Annotated in this window: 12 protein-coding genes and 2 pseudogenes; 9 read left to right on the top strand and 5 right to left on the bottom strand. The window is 42.5% G+C overall.

The genetic code is table 11. The annotated features are described in order from the left end of the window. Positions 1-14: 14 nt before the first annotated feature. The gene (locus tag DVG78_RS26170; protein ID WP_114463956.1) at positions 15-440 is read right to left on the bottom strand and encodes an HNH endonuclease; all 426 of its coding nucleotides are present in this window, start codon (positions 438-440) and stop codon (positions 15-17) included. Then, positions 433-813 carry a hypothetical protein gene (locus tag DVG78_RS26165; protein ID WP_114463955.1) on the bottom strand — a complete coding sequence of 127 codons (381 nt, stop codon included), beginning with the start codon at positions 811-813 and terminating at the stop codon, positions 433-435. The genes DVG78_RS26170 and DVG78_RS26165 overlap by 8 nt, the downstream gene beginning before the upstream one ends. Before the next feature lie 237 nt (positions 814-1,050). On the opposite strand from DVG78_RS26165, the gene DVG78_RS26160 reads away from it, so the two are divergent. Further along, positions 1,051-4,671, top strand: a complete 3,621-nt coding sequence (locus DVG78_RS26160; protein WP_114463954.1) for an alpha-L-rhamnosidase — start codon at positions 1,051-1,053, stop codon at positions 4,669-4,671. Positions 4,672-4,782: 111 nt separating this feature from the next. Here DVG78_RS26160 and DVG78_RS26155 read toward each other — a convergent pair whose 3' ends face one another. The 3 genes from DVG78_RS26155 to DVG78_RS26145 form a co-directional block, all read right to left on the bottom strand. Beyond that, the gene (locus tag DVG78_RS26155) at positions 4,783-5,208 is read right to left on the bottom strand and encodes a nuclear transport factor 2 family protein (RefSeq protein ID WP_114463953.1); all 426 of its coding nucleotides are present in this window, start codon (positions 5,206-5,208) and stop codon (positions 4,783-4,785) included. A gap of 48 nt (positions 5,209-5,256) precedes the next feature. Continuing rightward, entirely contained in the window at positions 5,257-5,619 is a 363-nt protein-coding gene (locus DVG78_RS26150; protein ID WP_114463952.1) for a hypothetical protein, read from the bottom strand. A gap of 97 nt (positions 5,620-5,716) precedes the next feature. Beyond that, positions 5,717-7,384: a 7TM diverse intracellular signaling domain-containing protein gene (locus tag DVG78_RS26145; RefSeq protein WP_114463951.1), complete on the bottom strand. Its 1,668-nt coding sequence runs from the start codon at positions 7,382-7,384 to the stop codon at positions 5,717-5,719. A gap of 346 nt (positions 7,385-7,730) precedes the next feature. Here DVG78_RS26145 and DVG78_RS26140 point away from each other — a divergent pair, with 346 nt between their 5' ends. From DVG78_RS26140 to DVG78_RS26095, 8 genes and pseudogenes are all read left to right on the top strand, one after another. After that, positions 7,731-9,344: an apiosidase-like domain-containing protein gene (locus tag DVG78_RS26140; RefSeq protein ID WP_114463950.1), complete on the top strand. Its 1,614-nt coding sequence runs from the start codon at positions 7,731-7,733 to the stop codon at positions 9,342-9,344. A gap of 757 nt (positions 9,345-10,101) precedes the next feature. Next, positions 10,102-10,755: a sensor histidine kinase gene (locus tag DVG78_RS30130; RefSeq protein ID WP_158550100.1), complete on the top strand. Its 654-nt coding sequence runs from the start codon at positions 10,102-10,104 to the stop codon at positions 10,753-10,755. 38 nt (positions 10,756-10,793) lie between these two features. Continuing rightward, a complete protein-coding gene (locus DVG78_RS26130; protein ID WP_114463948.1) occupies positions 10,794-11,489 on the top strand; it encodes a LytR/AlgR family response regulator transcription factor in 696 nt (231 codons plus the stop codon). 126 nt (positions 11,490-11,615) lie between these two features. Continuing rightward, on the top strand, positions 11,616-14,231 hold the full coding sequence (locus tag DVG78_RS26125; protein ID WP_114463947.1) for a TonB dependent receptor: 2,616 nt from the start codon (positions 11,616-11,618) through the stop codon (positions 14,229-14,231). Between the two features lie 370 nt (positions 14,232-14,601). Continuing rightward, positions 14,602-14,646: pseudogene (locus tag DVG78_RS30685) on the top strand (hypothetical protein); the annotation flags it as partial. A 138-nt stretch (positions 14,647-14,784) separates the two neighbouring features. After that, positions 14,785-15,042: a glycosyl hydrolase gene (locus tag DVG78_RS29945; protein ID WP_147277177.1), complete on the top strand. Its 258-nt coding sequence runs from the start codon at positions 14,785-14,787 to the stop codon at positions 15,040-15,042. Between the two features lie 119 nt (positions 15,043-15,161). Then, positions 15,162-15,742: pseudogene (locus tag DVG78_RS30680) on the top strand (glycosylhydrolase-like jelly roll fold domain-containing protein). A 285-nt stretch (positions 15,743-16,027) separates the two neighbouring features. Continuing rightward, on the top strand, positions 16,028-18,880 hold the full coding sequence (locus DVG78_RS26095) for a TonB-dependent receptor (RefSeq protein ID WP_114463941.1): 2,853 nt from the start codon (positions 16,028-16,030) through the stop codon (positions 18,878-18,880). Positions 18,881-18,904: the final 24 nt, after the last annotated feature.

The following is an 18,904-nucleotide window of genomic DNA, read 5'->3' as shown; positions in this document are numbered from 1 at the left end:
TACTATTTGTAGCGTTATTTAGGAGGATGTTCGCCGATGGCGATTAGGGCGCGTCTAAGGTTTATTAATGGCCGGCGATTCAGTTTTAAAGCTTCGATAGTTGCTCGCCCGATAGCTGTTTTGCCAATAATTGAAGTCAATGTGTCATCCCATATAAAATGATTACCCCACAACATTGTACGTGGATTGAACAAGGAGGAAACTTGTAATGAAACAGGGTCAATAAATTCAGTTTTGTCAGATTTGATAATATTGCATCCGAGGCAGGCCAATGCCAAATTAAGAAAATCATTTGAGCCATTTTTAGAAAGCGGCAGGATATGCTCAATGGAAAATGGTTCTGTGGTAAAGTCAGCAGAACTTTTACAATACTCGCAATAACCCTGCGCTCTTGCAAAAATGGCCTGTTTGATACTTGATGAAATATAAAATTTAGCCATTCAGGGAGTTTGAAATACCTAATTGATTCATCAATTCGCGGACAGAAACCTTACGCAATCGGGCAAGTGAGGTTAAATATTTGAGACGGCTCACATTCAGCTTTTCAATTTTATGGAGTAAAATAAGCAATTCAGCATACTCTGGCTCTGAAATATCATCTTCCAAGCGTTTTTGGTTTAACACTCTAAAACGTTGTATTTGTTCAATAGGTAGGCTTCTGTTTATTTTTTTCAACAACATAGCCTCTTCTTTCTGTTTATCAGGAGTTTCACGCCGAATACGCAACGAAAGAATATCGTCAATAAAGGCATCTAATGAACGATTGTCTAAGCGTTCTGCCTCGTGAAAAAGTGTTGTAACGGAAGAGTTCATACCTCTTGTAATCTTTATTTTTCACTAAAATACGAGAAAAATCATTGAATAGTGAAAAATACACAGACAAACTCATTTTCTGAAGTTGCTCTCTTTTATTGTCTCACGATGAGTCAATAGTGGGATTGTACAGGATACGGATAGTATAAAATTGTTATTCTTTTGAACTTACAAAAGAATACTGTCCCATCTACTCATTGATAACGCCCTTCTCATCTCTGAAATCATCTAAAACCTATGAAGAAATTCTCCTTTATTCTCTTATTGCTGACCGCCCTGATTGCTCCCGTTTTTGCGGGTGTGTCCATCGTCAATTTAAGCGTGGATTATCAGGAAAAACCTTTGGGGATTGACATTGCTAATCCGCATTTTAGTTGGCAAATGAAGGCCTTAGATTCCAAACGAGGATACGCGCAAAAAGCCTATCAAATCGTGGTGACCGATGCCAATAATCAGGTGGTTTGGGATTCTAAAAAAGTCAACTCCGATATTTCGCACGGTATCGAATACGCGGGCACTCCGCTAAAAGCTACCACGCGTTATACTTGGAAAGTGACGGTTTGGGACAATGCAAACGCTACTGTATCAAGCAGTTCGTGGTTTGAAACGGGCCTGATGAACCCAAATATCTCTGCTTGGTCGGGGGCACGATGGATTGGTGGCGGCGAGGATGACTTGGTGTTTTATTCGCATTATCTGTCGGTATTCAAATTTGAATACGGTATTCAGCTCGATAAAGCTACGAATTCGACCAAAGCGTCTTTTTTGTTTGGCGGAAACGATAAGCGGTTGATGAAAAAAGCCTTGAATCTAATGGGCGTTGAAACGGGTGATAATCAAAGCTATATCGCGTTTGAATTGGACATTTCGGGCGTAAATGATTCTCCCGAAGGATTAGCAAAATTGCATATTTACCGGGTAGGCTACACGCCCGACGACAAAGCAGAAGTACCGTTTAAAAGCCTTGAGATTCCGCAAAAACTCATCAATAACGCCAACAAATACGAAAAGCACAAGGTATTTGCCGACTGTAATTTTGGGTTGTTTGAGCTGTACATTGATGGAAGAGAAAACGATAACAAACTGAAAGAAAAAACAACCGGCCCAGCGGCGGGAGGTGGCTTTGGTGCGCGGGGTATTAACCTAAATCCCGTGGGCAGTGGTAACAACTACATTAGCTTTCCGATGTTGGCCGATATTGGTTTTGGGGTTGGGAGCAATCAAACGGCGCAATTTTCGGAAGTAAGCGTCAAAAACTACCGTTTTCCTTCCAACGCTTTATTTACGGAAAAACTTAGTTCGACTACCTATTCGGGCATTTTCAAATCGCCTAACCTGACGGTTGAAAATGGCGCTTATAAAATCAAAGGTAATGCCCTGATTTTGGCTAATCCGAGCAAAAATGCGGCGCCAATGCTCAGGACTACCTTTGCGACGCAGGCAAAATCCATCAAAAACGCCCGTTTGTACGTAACGGCACGCGGGATTTATGAGATGTATCTGAACGGCCAGCGGGTGAGCAACGATTATTTCAATCCAGGCCTGACGCAGTACAACAAAAACCACATGTACCAAACCTACGACGTGACGGCTTCGGTGAAACAGGGCACCAAAAACGCCATCGGAGCTTGGTTGAGCGAGGGTTGGTGGAGCGGAAACATCACGTTTAGCGGTGAAAGCTGGAATTTTTTCGGCGACCGCCAATCGCTTTTGAGTAAATTGGTCATTACGTATTCCGATGGTTCTGAGCAAATTATTACCTCAAATCCTACAGATTGGAAGCTTTTTACTGACGGACCCGTTCGCTACGGAAGTTTCTTCCAGGGGGAAGTCTATGATGCGGGCAAAGAAGCCCTGATAAAAGATTGGTCGCTGGCTTCATATAACGACAATGGCTGGAAATCGACCGTGGAAGTGCCGCTGGATGGCAACGCGTTTAAGGGAACTTTTACCGATGTGATGGGTAGAAAGTCGTCGCTGGAGTACAACGATTTCAAACTCATCGGGCAAATGGGCGACAATGCAAGCATCGTCAAAACCCTCACGGCCCGCAGCGTGGAAGAAGTGAGACCCAAGGTGTTTGTGTACGACATGGGCCAAAACATGGTGGGTGTGCCGCAGATTCAAATCAAAAACGGCAAAAAAGGACAGGAAATTATTCTGCGATACGCGGAAGTAAAATACCCGAATTTGCCTGATTATAAAGGCAATGAAGGAATGGTGATGATGGAAAACATCCGCGCCGCCCTTACCCAAGATACCTACATTCTGAAAGGCGGCGATGAAACCATTCAGCCACGATTTACTTTCCACGGCTATCGTTATGTCGAAATCACGGGCATCGACCAAGCTGTTTCTGCGGCTTCGGTCAAAGGCTTGGTCATCAGTTCAATTACGGGCCTTTCGTCAAGTTACGAAACCTCCAACGAGTTGGTCAATAAACTTTGGCAAAACATTACGTGGTCGTTGCGCAGCAATTTCCTTTCTATTCCTACCGATACCCCCGCCCGCAACGAGCGCATGGGCTGGAGCGGCGATATTTCGGTGTTTTCGCGCAGCGCTACTTATTTGACCCATTCCGATTTGTTTCTCCGTCGTCATCTCTTGGCCATGCGCGACGTGCAGGCCGAGAGCGGCCGTTTTACCGACGTAGCTCCCATGGGAGGTGGTTTTGGCGGAACCCTCTGGGGTAGCGCGGGCATCGTTGTAGCTTGGGAAACGTACCAACAATACGGCGACGTGCAACTGCTAAAAGAGCATTACGACGCCATGAAAAAGTACGTAGCGTTTTTGGACTCCAAAGTCGAAAAGGCAACGGGGATTCTGAACGAAGGCCCGCTGGGCGACTGGTTGAGTCCCGAAAACGGTAAAAATGACAATACGCTTTTCTGGATGGCCTATTATGCCTACGACTTAGAAATCATGGGGAAAGTGGCGACCATTCTGGGGAAAACCGAAGAAGCGGCCAATTTTATGACGCAGCACAACGCCGTCAAAGCGAAGTTTAACGAGGTGTACATTGATAAAAACACGCACCGCACCGTCAAGTCGGGCGTAAGAGCGGCTCGCATGGGCCCTCCCGGGCAGCAACAGGCTGAGCAAAAATCCGACAAAGGACAACTCATGGATACGCAGGCATCTTATGCGATTCCGTTGGCGTTGGGGATATTCAACGAAGAAAATAAAGCCTTCGCCGTGAAGTACCTCAACGAAGCCATTCAGCGAAAAAACAAAGACGATGGCGGCATTGAGCGTCCTGAGTACTCACTGATGACGGGATTCATCGGTACGGCCTCCATATCCGAAGCCCTGTCTGAAAATGGCAACCACGACATGGCGTACCGATTGTTGCAACAAAGAAATTATCCTTCGTGGTTATATTCGGTGGTCAACGGCGCAACTTCGATTTGGGAGCGCCTCAACTCGTACACCGTCGAAAACGGATTTGGTGGCAACAACAGCATGAACTCCTTCAACCACTATTCGTTTGGTGCCGTGGCGTCGTGGATGTACAATTATTCGTTGGGCATTCAACGCCACCCCGAAAGTGTTGCATTCAAACAAATTGTCCTGAAACCCACCCCCGACCCCGATAAAGTAATGACCTTTGCCAAAGGATATTATGATTCTGTTTATGGTAAAATCAGCAGTGAATGGAAATGGGAAAACGGCAAATGGACTTATAAAACCACCGTGCCGCCCAACACGTCGGCTACCTTGTATTTACCCGCAAAAAGCACGGCTCAAATCACGGAAAGCGGCAAAGGTATTGCCACATGGAAAGGCGTGAAGCAAGAAAATGGAAGTGTGATTATTCCGTTGGTTTCGGGAAATTATACGTTTGAAATAAAAGAGTAAGGCTGCTATAAAGGTTATACAGAGATTAACAGAGAAAAAAGTGAACACCAGAGAATGATAACCGTTGATTCTCTGGTGTTTTTTATGTATTGAGCAAACGTTTTTAAAAAGCTACTTTGCCGAAGGAACGGTATGCTGTCCGCTTAGGGAAACTAAATAATCTCCCTTGATTTCATAGACGTAGGTCGACAGATAATCGGTGGTCAAATCTGGCGTACCGTCGTTGTAGTGCCTTACCGAACGTTCTCTGCCTGTGGCAATGACCGTGTTTCCAAACTGACGCACTTTTAAGTCTTTGAAACTTACTTCTACTCGGCTTACATTTTTAAATAAAGCAACGATTTGCGCTTTATTGGCAATATAACCACTGCCCGAAATCAGTACGTAATCATCGGTGGCTCGCTCTAAAATGTTTTTCATCGGGCTTTTCTGATATTCTTCTACGTTTGCCTGAAAGAGTTTTTCGGCTTGCGTTTGGGCGAAGGCCATGGGTAAAATGGCAAAAAAACAAAGCGTGGTAATGATGATTTTTTTCATGGAAATTGAAGGGATTGTTTTAAATGAAAACTGTTTTTGAGGAAAGAATTACATTTTGCCTTCGCTTTTCAGCGTTCGCCAAGTCCAGATAGCCCCCAACAAATCAACCAGGCCGAAGGCAATAAAAACAGGCGGGGTAATTTGTGAAACGACCAGCCCCACTGCGCCCAAGAAATAAATCGAACGGCCTAAAATGGTGGTTTTGAGGAAAGGAGTGAGGTCGTGTTTGGCAGATTGATAATAATACACACCCAGAATAATGGCCAGAATTCCTACTACTCGGATGTATGGTTCGTGGGCCTCGGGTAATTGTGCAGTTTTGGTGAAGACATTAGGGATAAACGTGAGTTCAAGTCCTACAAGAAAAAGGTAGTAGCTGAAAAAAAGAACTGTTTTGGCCGATTTTGACATAGTTTCGAGGTTTTAGCGTGAAATACAATTCGCTCCAAATGTATTCGATACTATGCCCTCAAAGCAATTCTACTTTCTGAACTGCGGCAACTACTTTCTAAACGGCGGACGATTCAATCGTCAAGCGCTGCAAGAGTTCGTTTTTGAGCCTTCTTGATACAGGCACTTCGGCCTTGTCTTTCATTTCTACCCAGCCACCTTCGCCCCGAATGTAGCGTGTAACATTGTTTAGGTTGACGATATGCGACTTGTGAATGCGCATAAACTGGGTCTCATCAATCATCTGCTCAAAGTGCGCCATGGGTTTTGAGGTTGTGATTTTTTTGTGGTCAGTCAAATGAATTGTGCAGTAACTTCCCATCGCTTCCAAACGGTTGATGTCTTGCTCAGGGAAAAGAATGATCCCCTCAATCGTCGGAATGGAAATTTTCCTAATCGGCTGACTCGCTATTTGGATTTTATGGAGTATTTTGTTCAAATCTTTGTCGTCGTGATAGGTCTTGATAGTCTGCTCAATTTGCAATTTTTCGGCCAGCAATTGACTGTTTTTAAGCAGCAGCTGCTCATGTTCTTGCAAACGTTTCAACGCAATTTCTTGGGCATCTTTTGCTTCTTTTCGATAGGTATTGAAACGGTAGGCAACTGCGAAAGCAAAGAATAAAGCCTCCAAAACCGAGCAAATTTGATAGATGTAAGCCGCTCGTAAATTGTTCATTGACACGATACCCATAAAACCCAAAAGGACGTTGACAACGCCATAAATGTAGAAGCCAAAGGCTAACACAAAGTACCTTGCGTGCTTGAAGCCCAAAAAATGGATATAGATACTTGCGCCCAAAAGTACCAACATGATGGAGATAACAAGTAGTTGAAAAATGTCGTTTACCCAGCCTTTGTAGGGAAGCCATTCGTAGGGTAACAATAGGAGGCATATACTCCACAAAATTACCAATGTCCAAAAGAATTTCGGAACTAATTCCCTCATTCTCAGATAAGCATTGGCAAACAAGATAATAAAAAACAGCGTAATGACAGAGGAAGAGTTTATATCTGAACTAAAATTGGAAATTTGGCTGAATAGAAATTCTTGGTGATGGTTGTCGGCTTTAAAAATGATATATCCAGAGGATAAAATGTAGAAGAAATAATACAGAAAAACTTTGTCTCGAACGATCAAAAAAACGAATAAGTTGTAAAACATAAGGGCCAATAAAACGCCGTAAATGCCGCCATAAAGCAAATCGTATTTGTGTAAATAATTGGAAATGGCTTGAATGTTGCCCACTTTCAGCGGAACATACACGCTCGTGTTCTGAATGCGCAGGTAAATTCTTTTGGGCGATTTTCCTAAGTCAAAAACAGTATTGCTGCGTTTTAGAAAATGAGTACCAAAAGGCCGCATTGCCCCCGTCTGCCACAACCGAACAGAATCTTTCGTGTCAATCAGAAACACATCTAAAAGCCGAACATCATGCAACTCTTGAATCAAGTACAGTTCTTCATTTGATTGATTTTCAACATCAATTCGTAGCCAAATGGGGTATTCAGTATTGCCAAAATTGAGAAAATTTTTGGTGTTTGGAGCAAAAGCTTCTTCTGATAACTGGCGTATTTGATTAAAATTCATCACCTTAGAAGAGTCGACCCAGTAGTAAGCAAAGGATTCGACAGACTGCAATTCGTCGGAGGTCTGGTAGTGAAAGCGTTTTTGGGCCAGCAGAGGTAATGACAATAAAAAACTTACACAAACAACAAAGAATCGCATAGCTAATGATTCAAGTACTAGTAGCAAGCAAATTAGGAAATAAAAAGAGGATTTTAAAATCAATACTATTGGGATACTTATCAACTACTGCTCCGCAAATATTTATAACAAATACCTCCCTCGACCTAGGGTCGTACAGCTGTATATTTGTACAAATCTTTTTTGTGTACGCCCCAATTTCAAAATAATAGCGTAATTGACTATTATTGTTTTTTATTGAGAACCAGTATCATTGCGCAATGGAAAGGCGTGAAGCAAGAAAATGGAAGCGTGATTATCCCATTGGTTTCGGGAAGTTATGTATTTGAGATAAAATAAACTGTATACGTATATACCAATAAGTTTAATGAATACGATACTTCGGAAAGTTGTTTTTTGCCTCTCTTTTTCGGTCAGTGCGGTGGTGTATGCACAGCCTAAAGTTGAACGTTGGGCTAGGTTTGAAGCAGAGTGGTCGTACGCATCGGGCGGAAATCTTTTCCGTGAGGTGCAACTTTCCGCCCGATTTGTGGGCCCCGATACTACTTTTACGGTAGCGGGGTTTTATGACGGCAACAACCGTTTTAAAGTCAGGTGTATGCCCACCCAAACGGGCACTTGGACATTTACAACTTCCAGCAACAAAAAAGAACTCAACAACAAAAAAGGCTCGTTCGAATGCGTCAATGCAACTGGTAACAACCGTGGACCCGTCAAAGTGAGCGATGTGCATCATTTTAAGTACGCCGACGGCACGCGGTATTATCCGTTGGGCACGACCGCCTACGCGTGGACCCACATGGGGCAGGGGTTGCAAGAACAAACCCTTCGTTCGCTTCAAAACGCAGGATTTAACAAGATTCGAATGTGCGTTTTTCCCAAAAATTACGAATTGGTGAAAGAAGAGCCCGAACTATATCCTTTTGTCGTGCGTGAAGTGAAAAAGGACGAAAAAGGGAATGTGCTCAACGTGTGGGATTTTACGCAGTTTAATCCCGCCTTTTTTCAACACCTCGAAAAACGCATCGACGACCTCAACCGACTGGGCATTGAAGCCGATTTGATTTTGTTTCATCCTTATGATAAAGGGCGTTGGGGGTTTGATGCCATGCCTCATGAGGTCAATGTGCAGTATATCAAATACTTGACGGCACGATTGGGGTCTTTTCGGAATGTTTGGTGGTCATTGGCCAACGAGTGGGATTATGTAAAATCCAAAACCGTCGCCGATTGGGATGCCCTTACCCAAGCCGTGGTGGAGTCAGATCCGTACCGTCATTTGTGTTCTATTCATGGCTCTACGGCTACCTATTATGACTACTGGAAGCCAACGTTTACCCACGCAAGTATTCAGGATGATGCTCCGCTTCGGCACTCGGGCGGCGTGTCGACCCTGCGCAATGTGTATCACAAACCCATTGTACTAGACGAGGTGGGGTATGAAGGAAACTTAAAATCGCGCTGGGGGCGGTACAGTCCTGAGGAGATGACCCACTTGGCGTGGGTAGGCGCGATGGCGGGTACGTACGTGACGCACGGTGAGTCGTACATGTTCAAGGATGCCTCCGATACTATTTTCTGGGCCAAAGGCGGCCAATTTAATGGTACAAGTTGGAAGCGTTTTGGCTTTCTAAGAAAAATACTTGAAGAAGCCCCTTCGCCTCTGTCGATGAGCGATGTGAGTCGCGATTACCGCACATCTTCCGCGGGCGAAGGCTATTATTTTGTGTATTTCGGCAGCGAAGTCAATGATTTTTGGTTGTTTAACCTCCCCGCTAAAAATGGAGAAGGTCCGAAACTGACCGCTGGCAAGCGTTTCAGCATCGAAATCATAGACACTTGGGATATGATCGTACAGGCTGTTTCGACTGTTTTTGAAACGGGTCCCGAAACGGATTATCGTTTGTTCGACAAAGACCTGAAAAAAGTTAGGCTACCTCTGCGCCCCTACATGGCGTTGAGAATCAAAGAGATAAAATGAAATTGATTTAGTAAGCAAATGGCGTAATTCTGATACCTTTTTGAGCCTGCTTTAAGTTTAGTCCCCCTTATCGTTTGTTAATCAGATAATATCCTTATAAAAAAGAAACTTTTGTGCTTGTATTGTCTTCATATGGTGTGTGGGCGCAAAGCCTACTGCTTCAGCACTTTTAGAACCCGCCGCATGCTGCCAAGCCAGTAATGTGGTGATTGTGTCGCGGGGTTCAGGCGGCTATGTTTTTGGGGTGATAGAGGAGTGTATTTCCTTAATCATTGGGAGTGGTGCAGCTGCATTTCTGCACAACTAATTTTTGTTTATGCCCCAATTTTAGAATGATAACGCAATTGATTATTATTGTTTTTTATTGAAAACCAGTATGATAAAGAAAATAATAAGGCCTTATTTACCTCATATACTCACGTGGGCTATTTTCTTGTTTTTGCCTTTCATTGGCTATTTATATGAGCCCCAGAAAGCCTCAGAAGTCAATGTGTATTTTGTCAAAACTCATTTTCTGAATATCACTTTTTTTGCCACAGCATTCTATCTGAATCTTTACTACATCGCCCCAAAGTACTTTTTTGAGAAGAGACGGCTAACATTTATTGCTTTTCTCTTTTTAGGACTGGGTATTTACATTTTCATTTGTTATTTGATGCTAAAATTCGATCCTGTTGCAGAAATAAGAGAGTTCGAAGAGAGAAAAAACCTTTTTATTCGGGTGTTTGTTGGCCCTACCTTTATTTATTCTTTATGTATGCTGACGAGTACGATGATGTTTTTGTACGACGAACAGGCCCGTCAGAAAAACCTCAACCGCTTGATTGAACTTGAAAAAACAGCCACCGAACTCAATATGCTCAAATTGCAGATAAGCCCCCATTTTCTGTTCAATACGCTTAATAATATTCGTTGGCTTGTCCGTAAAAAATCCGAACAATCGGAGGAGTCTATCCTCAAACTTTCTGAAATCCTGCGGTATATCATTTATGAGGTGGGAGATACGAAGGTGGCGTTGAGTAAAGAAATAGAACACCTCAAAAACTATATTGAACTGCAAAGCCTTCGCTTACCGATAGCAGGCAACGTCTTTTTTAAGGTAGAAGACGGGATTAATCATTATCAAATTGAGCCACTTTTATTTATTCATTTTGTAGAAAATGCTTTCAAGTACGGCATTGACAGCAAAAATGCGCCCGACATTCGATTTGAGTTTAGGAAACTACCGAGTGGTATTCTCTTTCACTCAAAAAATAAAATTCTGTTGAAGAAAACAACCGTTCAAAACGAGGGTATTGGCCTAGTGAATATCCAAAGGAGGCTGGAATTACTCTACCCTAACAAGCACGAACTGACCATCAATATGTCAGAGGGGGAGTTTGAAGTTCAACTAAGATTGGAATTACATTAAAACCTATAAATAAAGCCCCATTTGGGGTTTGGGTGCTGATGAATATAAAATGTATTTTAATTGACGATGAGCCATTTGCACTGAATATTCTCGAAGACGATCTACTGGATTTTGACAACGTAGAGGTCATTGAGAAATTCAATAGTCCAGTGGATGTGCCTGATTTTCTCCAAAAGCAGGACGTTGATTTGATATTTTCGGACATTCAGATGCCCGAAATGCTCGGTACGCAGTTTGTCCGAAATTTAGAAAACCCACCTTTGGTTATTTTTACTACGGCCTATCATCAATACGCCGTAGAGGGGTTTGAACTCAATGCCGTTGATTATTTGATGAAACCCATCCGGAAAGAACGACTGGCCGCTGCCCTTAAAAAAGTAGAAGACCAGTTGAGACTACGAGAGAAATTAAAAGAAGATTCGGAAGAACACTACCTTGTAATCAACGTCGAATATCAGAAAGTTAAGCTGCTTTTTGAGGAAATTGTCTATATCGAAGGGCTGAAAGATTACGTAAAAATTTATCTGGTCAATCGGGTGCATCCTCTCCTGACCCGTAGCAACCTCAGAGGCATGGAAGCAAAACTTCCCGAAAAATACTTTGCCCGAATCCACAATTCTTACATCATCAACAAACAAAAAATCGTAGCATTTCACCACTCCAAAGTGTCGCTTTCAAGCATCGAACTACCCGTTGGAAAAATGTATGCTGACAAAATCAGTGCGTTTCTTTGAGGCTGAGGGCCTTCCTGTTTTTCGTAGATATACACTTCCTATGCGTTGATATACACATAATTGCGCCCGCTTATTTTCTTCTTCACCTTTACATCGAGTTCTGGAAAAAATTAAATTCTGAAAACGATGAAAAGGTTAATAGTCATTTTTTTAGCAGCCATTTTTACGGTAAAAAGTGTAGCTCAGATGCCAGCAGGTGGCGCACCCAATGGCACAAAAATACCCGAAGGACGGGTATTCGGGAAGGTTGTTGACGAGCAAGGTAAGCCCGTCGAGTTTGCCTCGGTCGTTTTGTTGAAAACGGTCTTTGACAACACCACCCAACAAAACAAAGATGTGTTGGTCAAGGCGCAAAATTCGGAACTAAACGGAGATTTTAACTTTCCTGAAGTACCGATTATGGGCAAGTTAAAATTGAAAATCAGTTCGGTAGGGTACAAAAATTTTGAGATGACTGTGGCGTTTGCTATGCCCAAGATGGACGAAATGACACCCCCCAAAGCAGGGCAACAGCCTGACCCCGTCATGTTGGCAAAAATAATGGCGGGTTTCGAGAAAGATTTGGGTAACCTGAAATTGGAAAGCGATACCAAAACATTGGATGTAGTGACAGTAACCGCTACGAAATCGTTGCTCGAAATGGACATTGACAAGAAGACGTTTAATGTAGAAAAAAACATCGTTACGGCAGGGGGGACTGCGGTGGACATTATGCGAAATATCCCAGCTATTCAAGTTGACATAGACGGCAATGTAAAAATGCGTAATGCTGCCCCTACTATCTTCATTGACGGTCGTCCAACGACGCTTTCACTTGACCAAATCCCTGCCGATGCCATCGAAAAAGTAGAAGTAATTACCAATCCTTCGGCCAAATACGACGCTTCGGGAAGTATGGCGGGTATCTTGAATATCATTTTGAAGAAAAACAAAAAAAGTGGGTACAATGGTATGGTCAACGTAGGTGCAGACCGTTTTGGGGGCTCAAATGTGCTGGGAAGTATCAGTGTTCGTCAGAAGAAATTGAGCGTTACGTTGATGGGGATGAATATGCGAATGAGAAACAACACCGAAGGCAATAGTGAGCGTACCAGTAATTTAGGAGGTGCAAGCGGCTCGGTGGAGCAGGATATTCACAGCAAAACGAAAGGGATGATGACTTTTGGACGTTTGGGGGTAGATTATAATGTCTCCAATAGAACAACGCTCTCGGCGGCGGGCATATTGGCCGGGGGTAAATTTCGCCCCTCAGAAGATATTTGGATTACCAATACGTCGGGCGGGAACAGCACCGTAAGCAACCGAATCTCACAGTCGGAACGTAGCTTTAAGCCAGTAGGTATGCAGTTAGGTTTTAAACACAATTTTCCAACCGCGGGCGAAGAATTGACGGCAGATTTTAACTATTTCGGCGGAGAAAACGCGGGCAATGGTATCTATACGACCCATTATTACAACCAATCGAATCAGATTACGGGGACGCAAATTCAGAAAAATGTGGGTTCGGGCAGCAACCAGTTTATGACTTTCCAAACTGATTATGTGAAGCCGTTCAAAAATGAGATGACACTTGAAACGGGCGTGAGAGCACAAATCAACAACCTCCAAAATATCAACAACAACTCGCTCAAAGCCATTGGTTCAGAGGTATATAAAAACATTTCGTCGGCCTCGGTCAATTTCGAAAGTAAAAACAATGTGTATGCGGCTTACGTATCGGTATCGGGCAAAGCCAAAAAGTTGTTTTCCTACAAAGTAGGCTTGCGGGCGGAAAGTTCGGCCTACGACGGCAAACTCCTGAATACTGGAGAAAAATTCAGCAATAGCTTTCCCGTGAGTTTATTTCCTTCAGTGTTTATCAGCAAAAATTTGTCAAAGACCGACCAAATTCAATTCAGCATCACCAGAAGAGTCAATCGCCCGAATTTCTTTCAGTTGATTCCGTTTCTTGATTACAGCGATAGCCTCAATATCACGCGCGGCAATGCCAACTTGGTGCCTGAGTTTACCACTTCTGGTGAGGTTTCGTACAGCAAATCAAAAGGCTCGGCTACTTTTTTGGCATCGGCTTACTACAAGCACACCAACAATCTGATTACGAGGTATTTGAATCAGGAAATAAACCCTATTAGTGGCAAACTCGACCTCATCAATACCTATATTAATGCCAATTCGAGTATCAATTACGGAACAGAGTTTACTTACACCAATAAGTTGAAAAAGTGGTGGGATTTTACGGCCAACGTCAACTTTTACAACTCAAAAATTAACACCGATAATGTGGACAAAAGCGTAGCAACGGATGCGCTTTGGACGGTATTTGGAAAATTGAACAACAACTTTAATCTTCCGAAGAAATGGGTGATTCAGTTGTCGGGCGATTATCAAGGCAAAACCAATTTGCCCGTGACTCAGAATCAGGGTTTTGGTGGGGGCCCTATGATGCAGGCCCAAAGTTCATCGCAAGGCTACATTGAGCCATTCTACGGAGTAGATTTGGCCATTAAGAAAACCTTCTTGAAGCAGGATTTGGCATCGCTGACGCTTTCGGTCAATGATATTTTGAGAACGAGAGGAAATAGACAAGTGTCTTCTGGAGAGGGCTTTTCACAAACGTATTATCGCCTCACCAATCCTCAAATTATCAAGTTGAATCTCTCGATTCGTTTTGGAAAAATGGACATGAATTTGTTTAAGAAAAACAATAACCCCTCTTCGATGGAAGGAATGCAAATGCAGTAATTTAATCCGATTATACGCTTCTGAATGGGGAGATGGTCGTTGCGCCATCTCCCCGTTTGTTTTTACCCAAATCAGAAAAGCAGGCAAATCACTACTACTTATTGGTAGCTTTTATTAACACTTTATGGATTGATTTTGACATGTTGTGGCATGATTCTGATATGATAGCTTATCTTTATAAGCGTATTTTTGTGCAAAAAATAATTAGAAAAATTAAATAATGAAAAGCATTTTTTACATCATAAAGATGAACATGGTGGTCCTCTTATCACTCTTGTTTTTAAAAGGAGTTGCCCAAGAAACCAACCAGCTTAAAACCAGTTTTCAGAACCCGCCTCATGCTGCTAAGTTAGTGGTGTGGTGGCATTGAGTGGGCAGTAATATCACCAAAGAAGGAATTACCAAAGACCTCGAATGGATGCATCGAACGGGTATGGCGGTTTTCAAGCCTTTGATGTAGTCATTGGCGGTGGCCAAACCGTCGAAAAAAAATCAAGTACATGACCCCTGAGTGGTTTGAACTCATCAAACATACCGCCGCCGAAGCCGATAGGTGGGGCCTAAACCCGAAAAATCGCCAAGCTTGATTGGCTATCCTGAGGTTGATATTGAAATCGCGACCAAAGCCAACGAAGTTTGGAGCGTAGCGGATGGCAGGTTTACTTACCAAAATACGTACAGAAAAGGCAGGGTTTTCTGGAATGCTCCGCTGTCGGGTATTTTTGGTCAAATAAGCCTGAAAAAAGACGTTGACTACACCCTGCCACATACCAATACCCGTTTGTCGTGGATGCACCGTAAAACCGATTAAACATGCGTAATCAGGTGGAAGATTTGGAGGTAGCTTTCAGAATGGAGGGCAAAATGCCCGAACTGTGGCGAGCTGACTAAGGCACGACTGAAGCTCTTTCGTACAAAATTGAAAAGGGGATGACGAACGTAAAACTTCATTTGGAGCCACAGGAGTCGGTTTTTGTTGTTGTTCAAAAAACAACTTCGCAGAAAGAATACAGTGTCGAGGAAAGTAAAACCATTGATTTAGGGGCAATTCGGGGTAGTTGGGCGGTGCATTTTCCCGAAAATTGGGGGGCACCCAAACAGGTTACTTTAAATGAATTGACTTCTTGGCACAATCACCCCGACGAAGGCGTGAAATATTTCAGTGGTACGGCGGTGTATTCCAAAGAGTTTAAAATCAAAAAGAGGAGTTAAAACCCAATTCGGTCCTTTTGCTTGATTTAGGAACGGTGAGAGATATTGCGGTTGTTTCGGTCAACGGTTTAGAGCTCAAAACGCTCTGGAAAGCAGATATTGCCAAAGCGGTAAAAACAGGAAAAAATAAACTTGAAATCAAGGTCACAAACCAAGGGGATAATCGAATAGCAGGAGATAGCAAACTACCCAAAGAACAAAAAATTCTACAAATATCCAGCAAAGGGATACGTTTTGGTGGTGAACCCAAGCCTAAAGAATCAGGAATATTGGGGTTGGAGCTGTTGAAACTTAAATGACCTTCTGCTTTTTATTATTCAATCCTAAATAACCAACGTTGCCAGTAAGAAATACGCTGGCAGCGTTTTTTTATGCCTTATGGATTGATTTTGCCAGTCAATAGCAGAATATTGGTAATGAATTGTACTATCCCAACAACTACTTTTGTCCAAGAAATTCATTGGAAAAGTCAATAGACTATCAGCAAAAAGCCGTTCCTACTGCGAATAGAAACGGCTTGGTTCGCTTTCCGACTTATTAAAGACGACAATCTTTTTTTCAAAAAAATCAAACCGTTCAAAAGTATGAAAAAAACTACTTTCAACCAATCCGGATGGCAAAATACGCTGTTTTGGGGGATTCTGTTTATGCTGTCGGGTAGCTTTGCTATTGGGCAAACCATTTCTGGGAAAGTGACTACTGGCCAAGGCGAGTCACTACCTGGCGTAAGCATTGTAATAAAAGGAACAACCAAAGGCACAACCACCGACAAAGATGGAAATTACTCTATCGAGGCCAGAAAAGCGCAAACGCTTATTTTCTCCTTTGTAGGTTATGAATTACAAGAAATTACAATCAGCGACCAGAAATCCATTGATGTTACCCTCAAATCAGCAACAGCAAACCTTGAAGAAGTAGTAGTGACGGGTGTATTTGACAAGCGTACAGCCTTAGAATCTTCAATTGCGATTAGTAAACTTGATAGTAAAACAATCGCCAAATTAGCTCCCAATAGTGCCGCCGATTTGTTGAGTTTTACACCAGGTGTATTTGTAAATTCGGCTTTGGGAGAAATAAACAATACCGTTTATTCTAGAGGTGTAAACGCCAATCAATTTGGGCCATCGGGCGTAAATGGTTATTATTATGTATCGCTGATGGAAGATGGTTTGCCAGTAACAAACCTTACCTCAGGCACTGTGGTGGCCGACAGATTTTATCGGGCCGACGCCACTTTGGCAAATTTGGAGGTAGTTAGAGGTGGTTCGGCTGCCATCGCATCAAACAACGCTCCCGGTGGAATATTTAATTATATCTCAAACACAGGTTTTAGGCCAGTTAATGAAATTGCCTACAAAGTAGGTTTAGAGGGTGATGGAATCAACTTATTCAATCGCTTAGATGCTAATTTCGGTGGGAAATTAGGTAAAAATGGCTGGTACTATAATGTTGGTGGTTTTTATCGCCATGCAGAAGGACAGAGAAGCCCAGGGTATGCTCAAAACAAAGGGGGGCAGATAAAAGCCAATTTGGTAAAAAAACTGGCCAACGGTGGTATGTGGAAGATTTATGCAAAAATCTTGGATGATAGAAACGGTATTCCACAAAACCTTCCTGCCCAAAACTACGATAATCCAACGATTGTAAACGGTTTTTCAAATACTTTCAGCTATATGTTGCCTGCGGGCGGGTCTGTACAACCACTTTGGAATACGGCCGATTCTTATACTTTCGACCCTTCAAAACTCATTCATAGCCAAGATAAAGTTTTAGGTACAGAACTAAACCTAAATCTGAAAAACGGCTGGACAATTTCGAATAATATAAGAGGGTCTTTGAAAGGCATTGAACAAGACCTGACGATTATGGCCACTCCTACGCCATTAACAAGTGTATTGACCTATGCTTTGATGGGAATGGTTGGTCCTGGTACGTTTTCGTTCAAAGACAGAGCTACTGGGCAAGAATTGGCAGCAGTTTCTGCCGATTTTTCGAGAGGACCAAGTTTTACGGTTACCAAAAACAACCTTCCAGGGCAAGATATTGTGCCAAATGGCTTACTTTATAATTTTACAAATTATGCAAAGGCTCATTTGAGTGAGGTAATTGACCAAATAACGGTAAACAAAAAAGTGGGTAAACACTCGCTTACAGCAGGTAGTTATTTGGCATTCACCAACTTTATTACCGATGTGGCAGGCACGGCAAATTCTACCCTTCGCCCAATTCAAAACCTTGCCGCTCCACTTGATATTACTTGGACAAGCCCCGCTGGTGTAGTTCAAAAAGTTACAAATGCTCAAGGCTATGCTCGCCTTTCGGGTGGTGGTCTGGCATTTAGGTCGGCAGATGTAAAGCAAAATCAAGTGGCGTTTTTCTTCAATGATGGCTATCAGCCTACAGAAAAACTGAATATTGATTTAGGACTTAGAATAGAAAATATCAGCGTAAAGGGAGGCAATCAAATAGGTGTGCCAACGCCAACAGGTGCTACGGGTGGATTGGACGGAGACCTCAAGACTTTATACGACAATAGTTATTTTGTAAAAGGGACAACCGTTAATTACAATTCAAAACTCAACTTATTCTCCTATTCGGGTGGTATAAATTACCTTTTGAATAGAGGAAACTCAATTTATGCACGTTTTTCAAACAGCCAAAAAGCCCCTGACTATGGATTTTATAACGATAGCTTTACAAACCCTACCGCCAGTCCAGAAGTAAAAGCTCAAACAATCACTCAGTTTGAATTAGGATATAAATTTAAAGGAAAAAAAGCTTCAGGGTCTGTTATACCTTTTTACAGCAATCTTAGCGATATACCTGTTACCACTTTTGCCCAAGATACAGACGGTTCGGGCTACTATACCCCAGTGGTGTACAATTCAATCCGCACTTTAGGGCTTGAAACTGAAATAAACATCAACTTTACCAAAAATTTTAGTCTAAATGCCAATGCAACTTACCAAGATGGCGTGGCTACGGTATGGCAAAACTGGCTCGTGGGTGCAAACGGTAAAACAGACGATAAAATTGCTAATTTTAACGGAAATCGTGCTGTAAATATTCCAAAATTGATGGCCAATATCACGCCAATGTTTACCTTCTCGAAAGGTTTCGTGATGCTCAATTACAAATATATGGGAGCAAGACCAGCCAACATAGCCAATGTTTTTGACCTCCCAGGCTTTGGTCAGCTAAACCTAAGTGCAGGTTATGATTTAACTAAAAAATTATCTCTGACGGCCAATATCAATAATTTGGCGAATAGTACAGGTGTAATGAACTGGATGGCTACATCGCAGTTTGCATTAGTGGATAGTTTTAATCACAATTCTTTTACTCCAGAAAGAAGACAAACAGCTCCTAATTCAATTTTTCAGATTTTGCCTGTTCAGCCAAGAGCCTATTTCTTGACTTTAAGATATAAATTCTAAATGGTAGCAGGAATTAGAAATGTC

The organism is Runella aurantiaca (assembly GCF_003339505.1).
GTDB classification, from domain to species: Bacteria; Bacteroidota; Bacteroidia; order Cytophagales; family Spirosomataceae; genus Runella; species Runella aurantiaca.
This window is presented reverse-complemented; position numbering and strand designations above follow the sequence as displayed.

Bases quoted from the DNA above. Each gene is read 5' to 3' on its own strand.
- DVG78_RS26160 (WP_114463954.1), top strand. From the start codon at position 1,051: ATGAAGAAATTCTCCTTTATTCTCTTATTGCTGACCGCCCTGATTGCT.
- DVG78_RS26170 (WP_114463956.1), bottom strand. From the start codon at position 440: ATGGCTAAATTTTATATTTCATCAAGTATCAAACAGGCCATTTTTGCA.
- DVG78_RS26140 (WP_114463950.1), top strand. From the start codon at position 7,731: ATGAATACGATACTTCGGAAAGTTGTTTTTTGCCTCTCTTTTTCGGTC.
- DVG78_RS26125 (WP_114463947.1), top strand. From the start codon at position 11,616: ATGAAAAGGTTAATAGTCATTTTTTTAGCAGCCATTTTTACGGTAAAA.
- DVG78_RS26130 (WP_114463948.1), top strand. From the start codon at position 10,794: ATGAATATAAAATGTATTTTAATTGACGATGAGCCATTTGCACTGAAT.
- DVG78_RS26095 (WP_114463941.1), top strand. From the start codon at position 16,028: ATGAAAAAAACTACTTTCAACCAATCCGGATGGCAAAATACGCTGTTT.
- DVG78_RS26165 (WP_114463955.1), bottom strand. From the start codon at position 813: ATGAACTCTTCCGTTACAACACTTTTTCACGAGGCAGAACGCTTAGAC.
- DVG78_RS26155 (WP_114463953.1), bottom strand. From the start codon at position 5,208: ATGAAAAAAATCATCATTACCACGCTTTGTTTTTTTGCCATTTTACCC.
- DVG78_RS30130 (WP_158550100.1), top strand. From the start codon at position 10,102: ATGCTGACGAGTACGATGATGTTTTTGTACGACGAACAGGCCCGTCAG.
- DVG78_RS26150 (WP_114463952.1), bottom strand. From the start codon at position 5,619: ATGTCAAAATCGGCCAAAACAGTTCTTTTTTTCAGCTACTACCTTTTT.
- DVG78_RS26145 (WP_114463951.1), bottom strand. From the start codon at position 7,384: ATGCGATTCTTTGTTGTTTGTGTAAGTTTTTTATTGTCATTACCTCTG.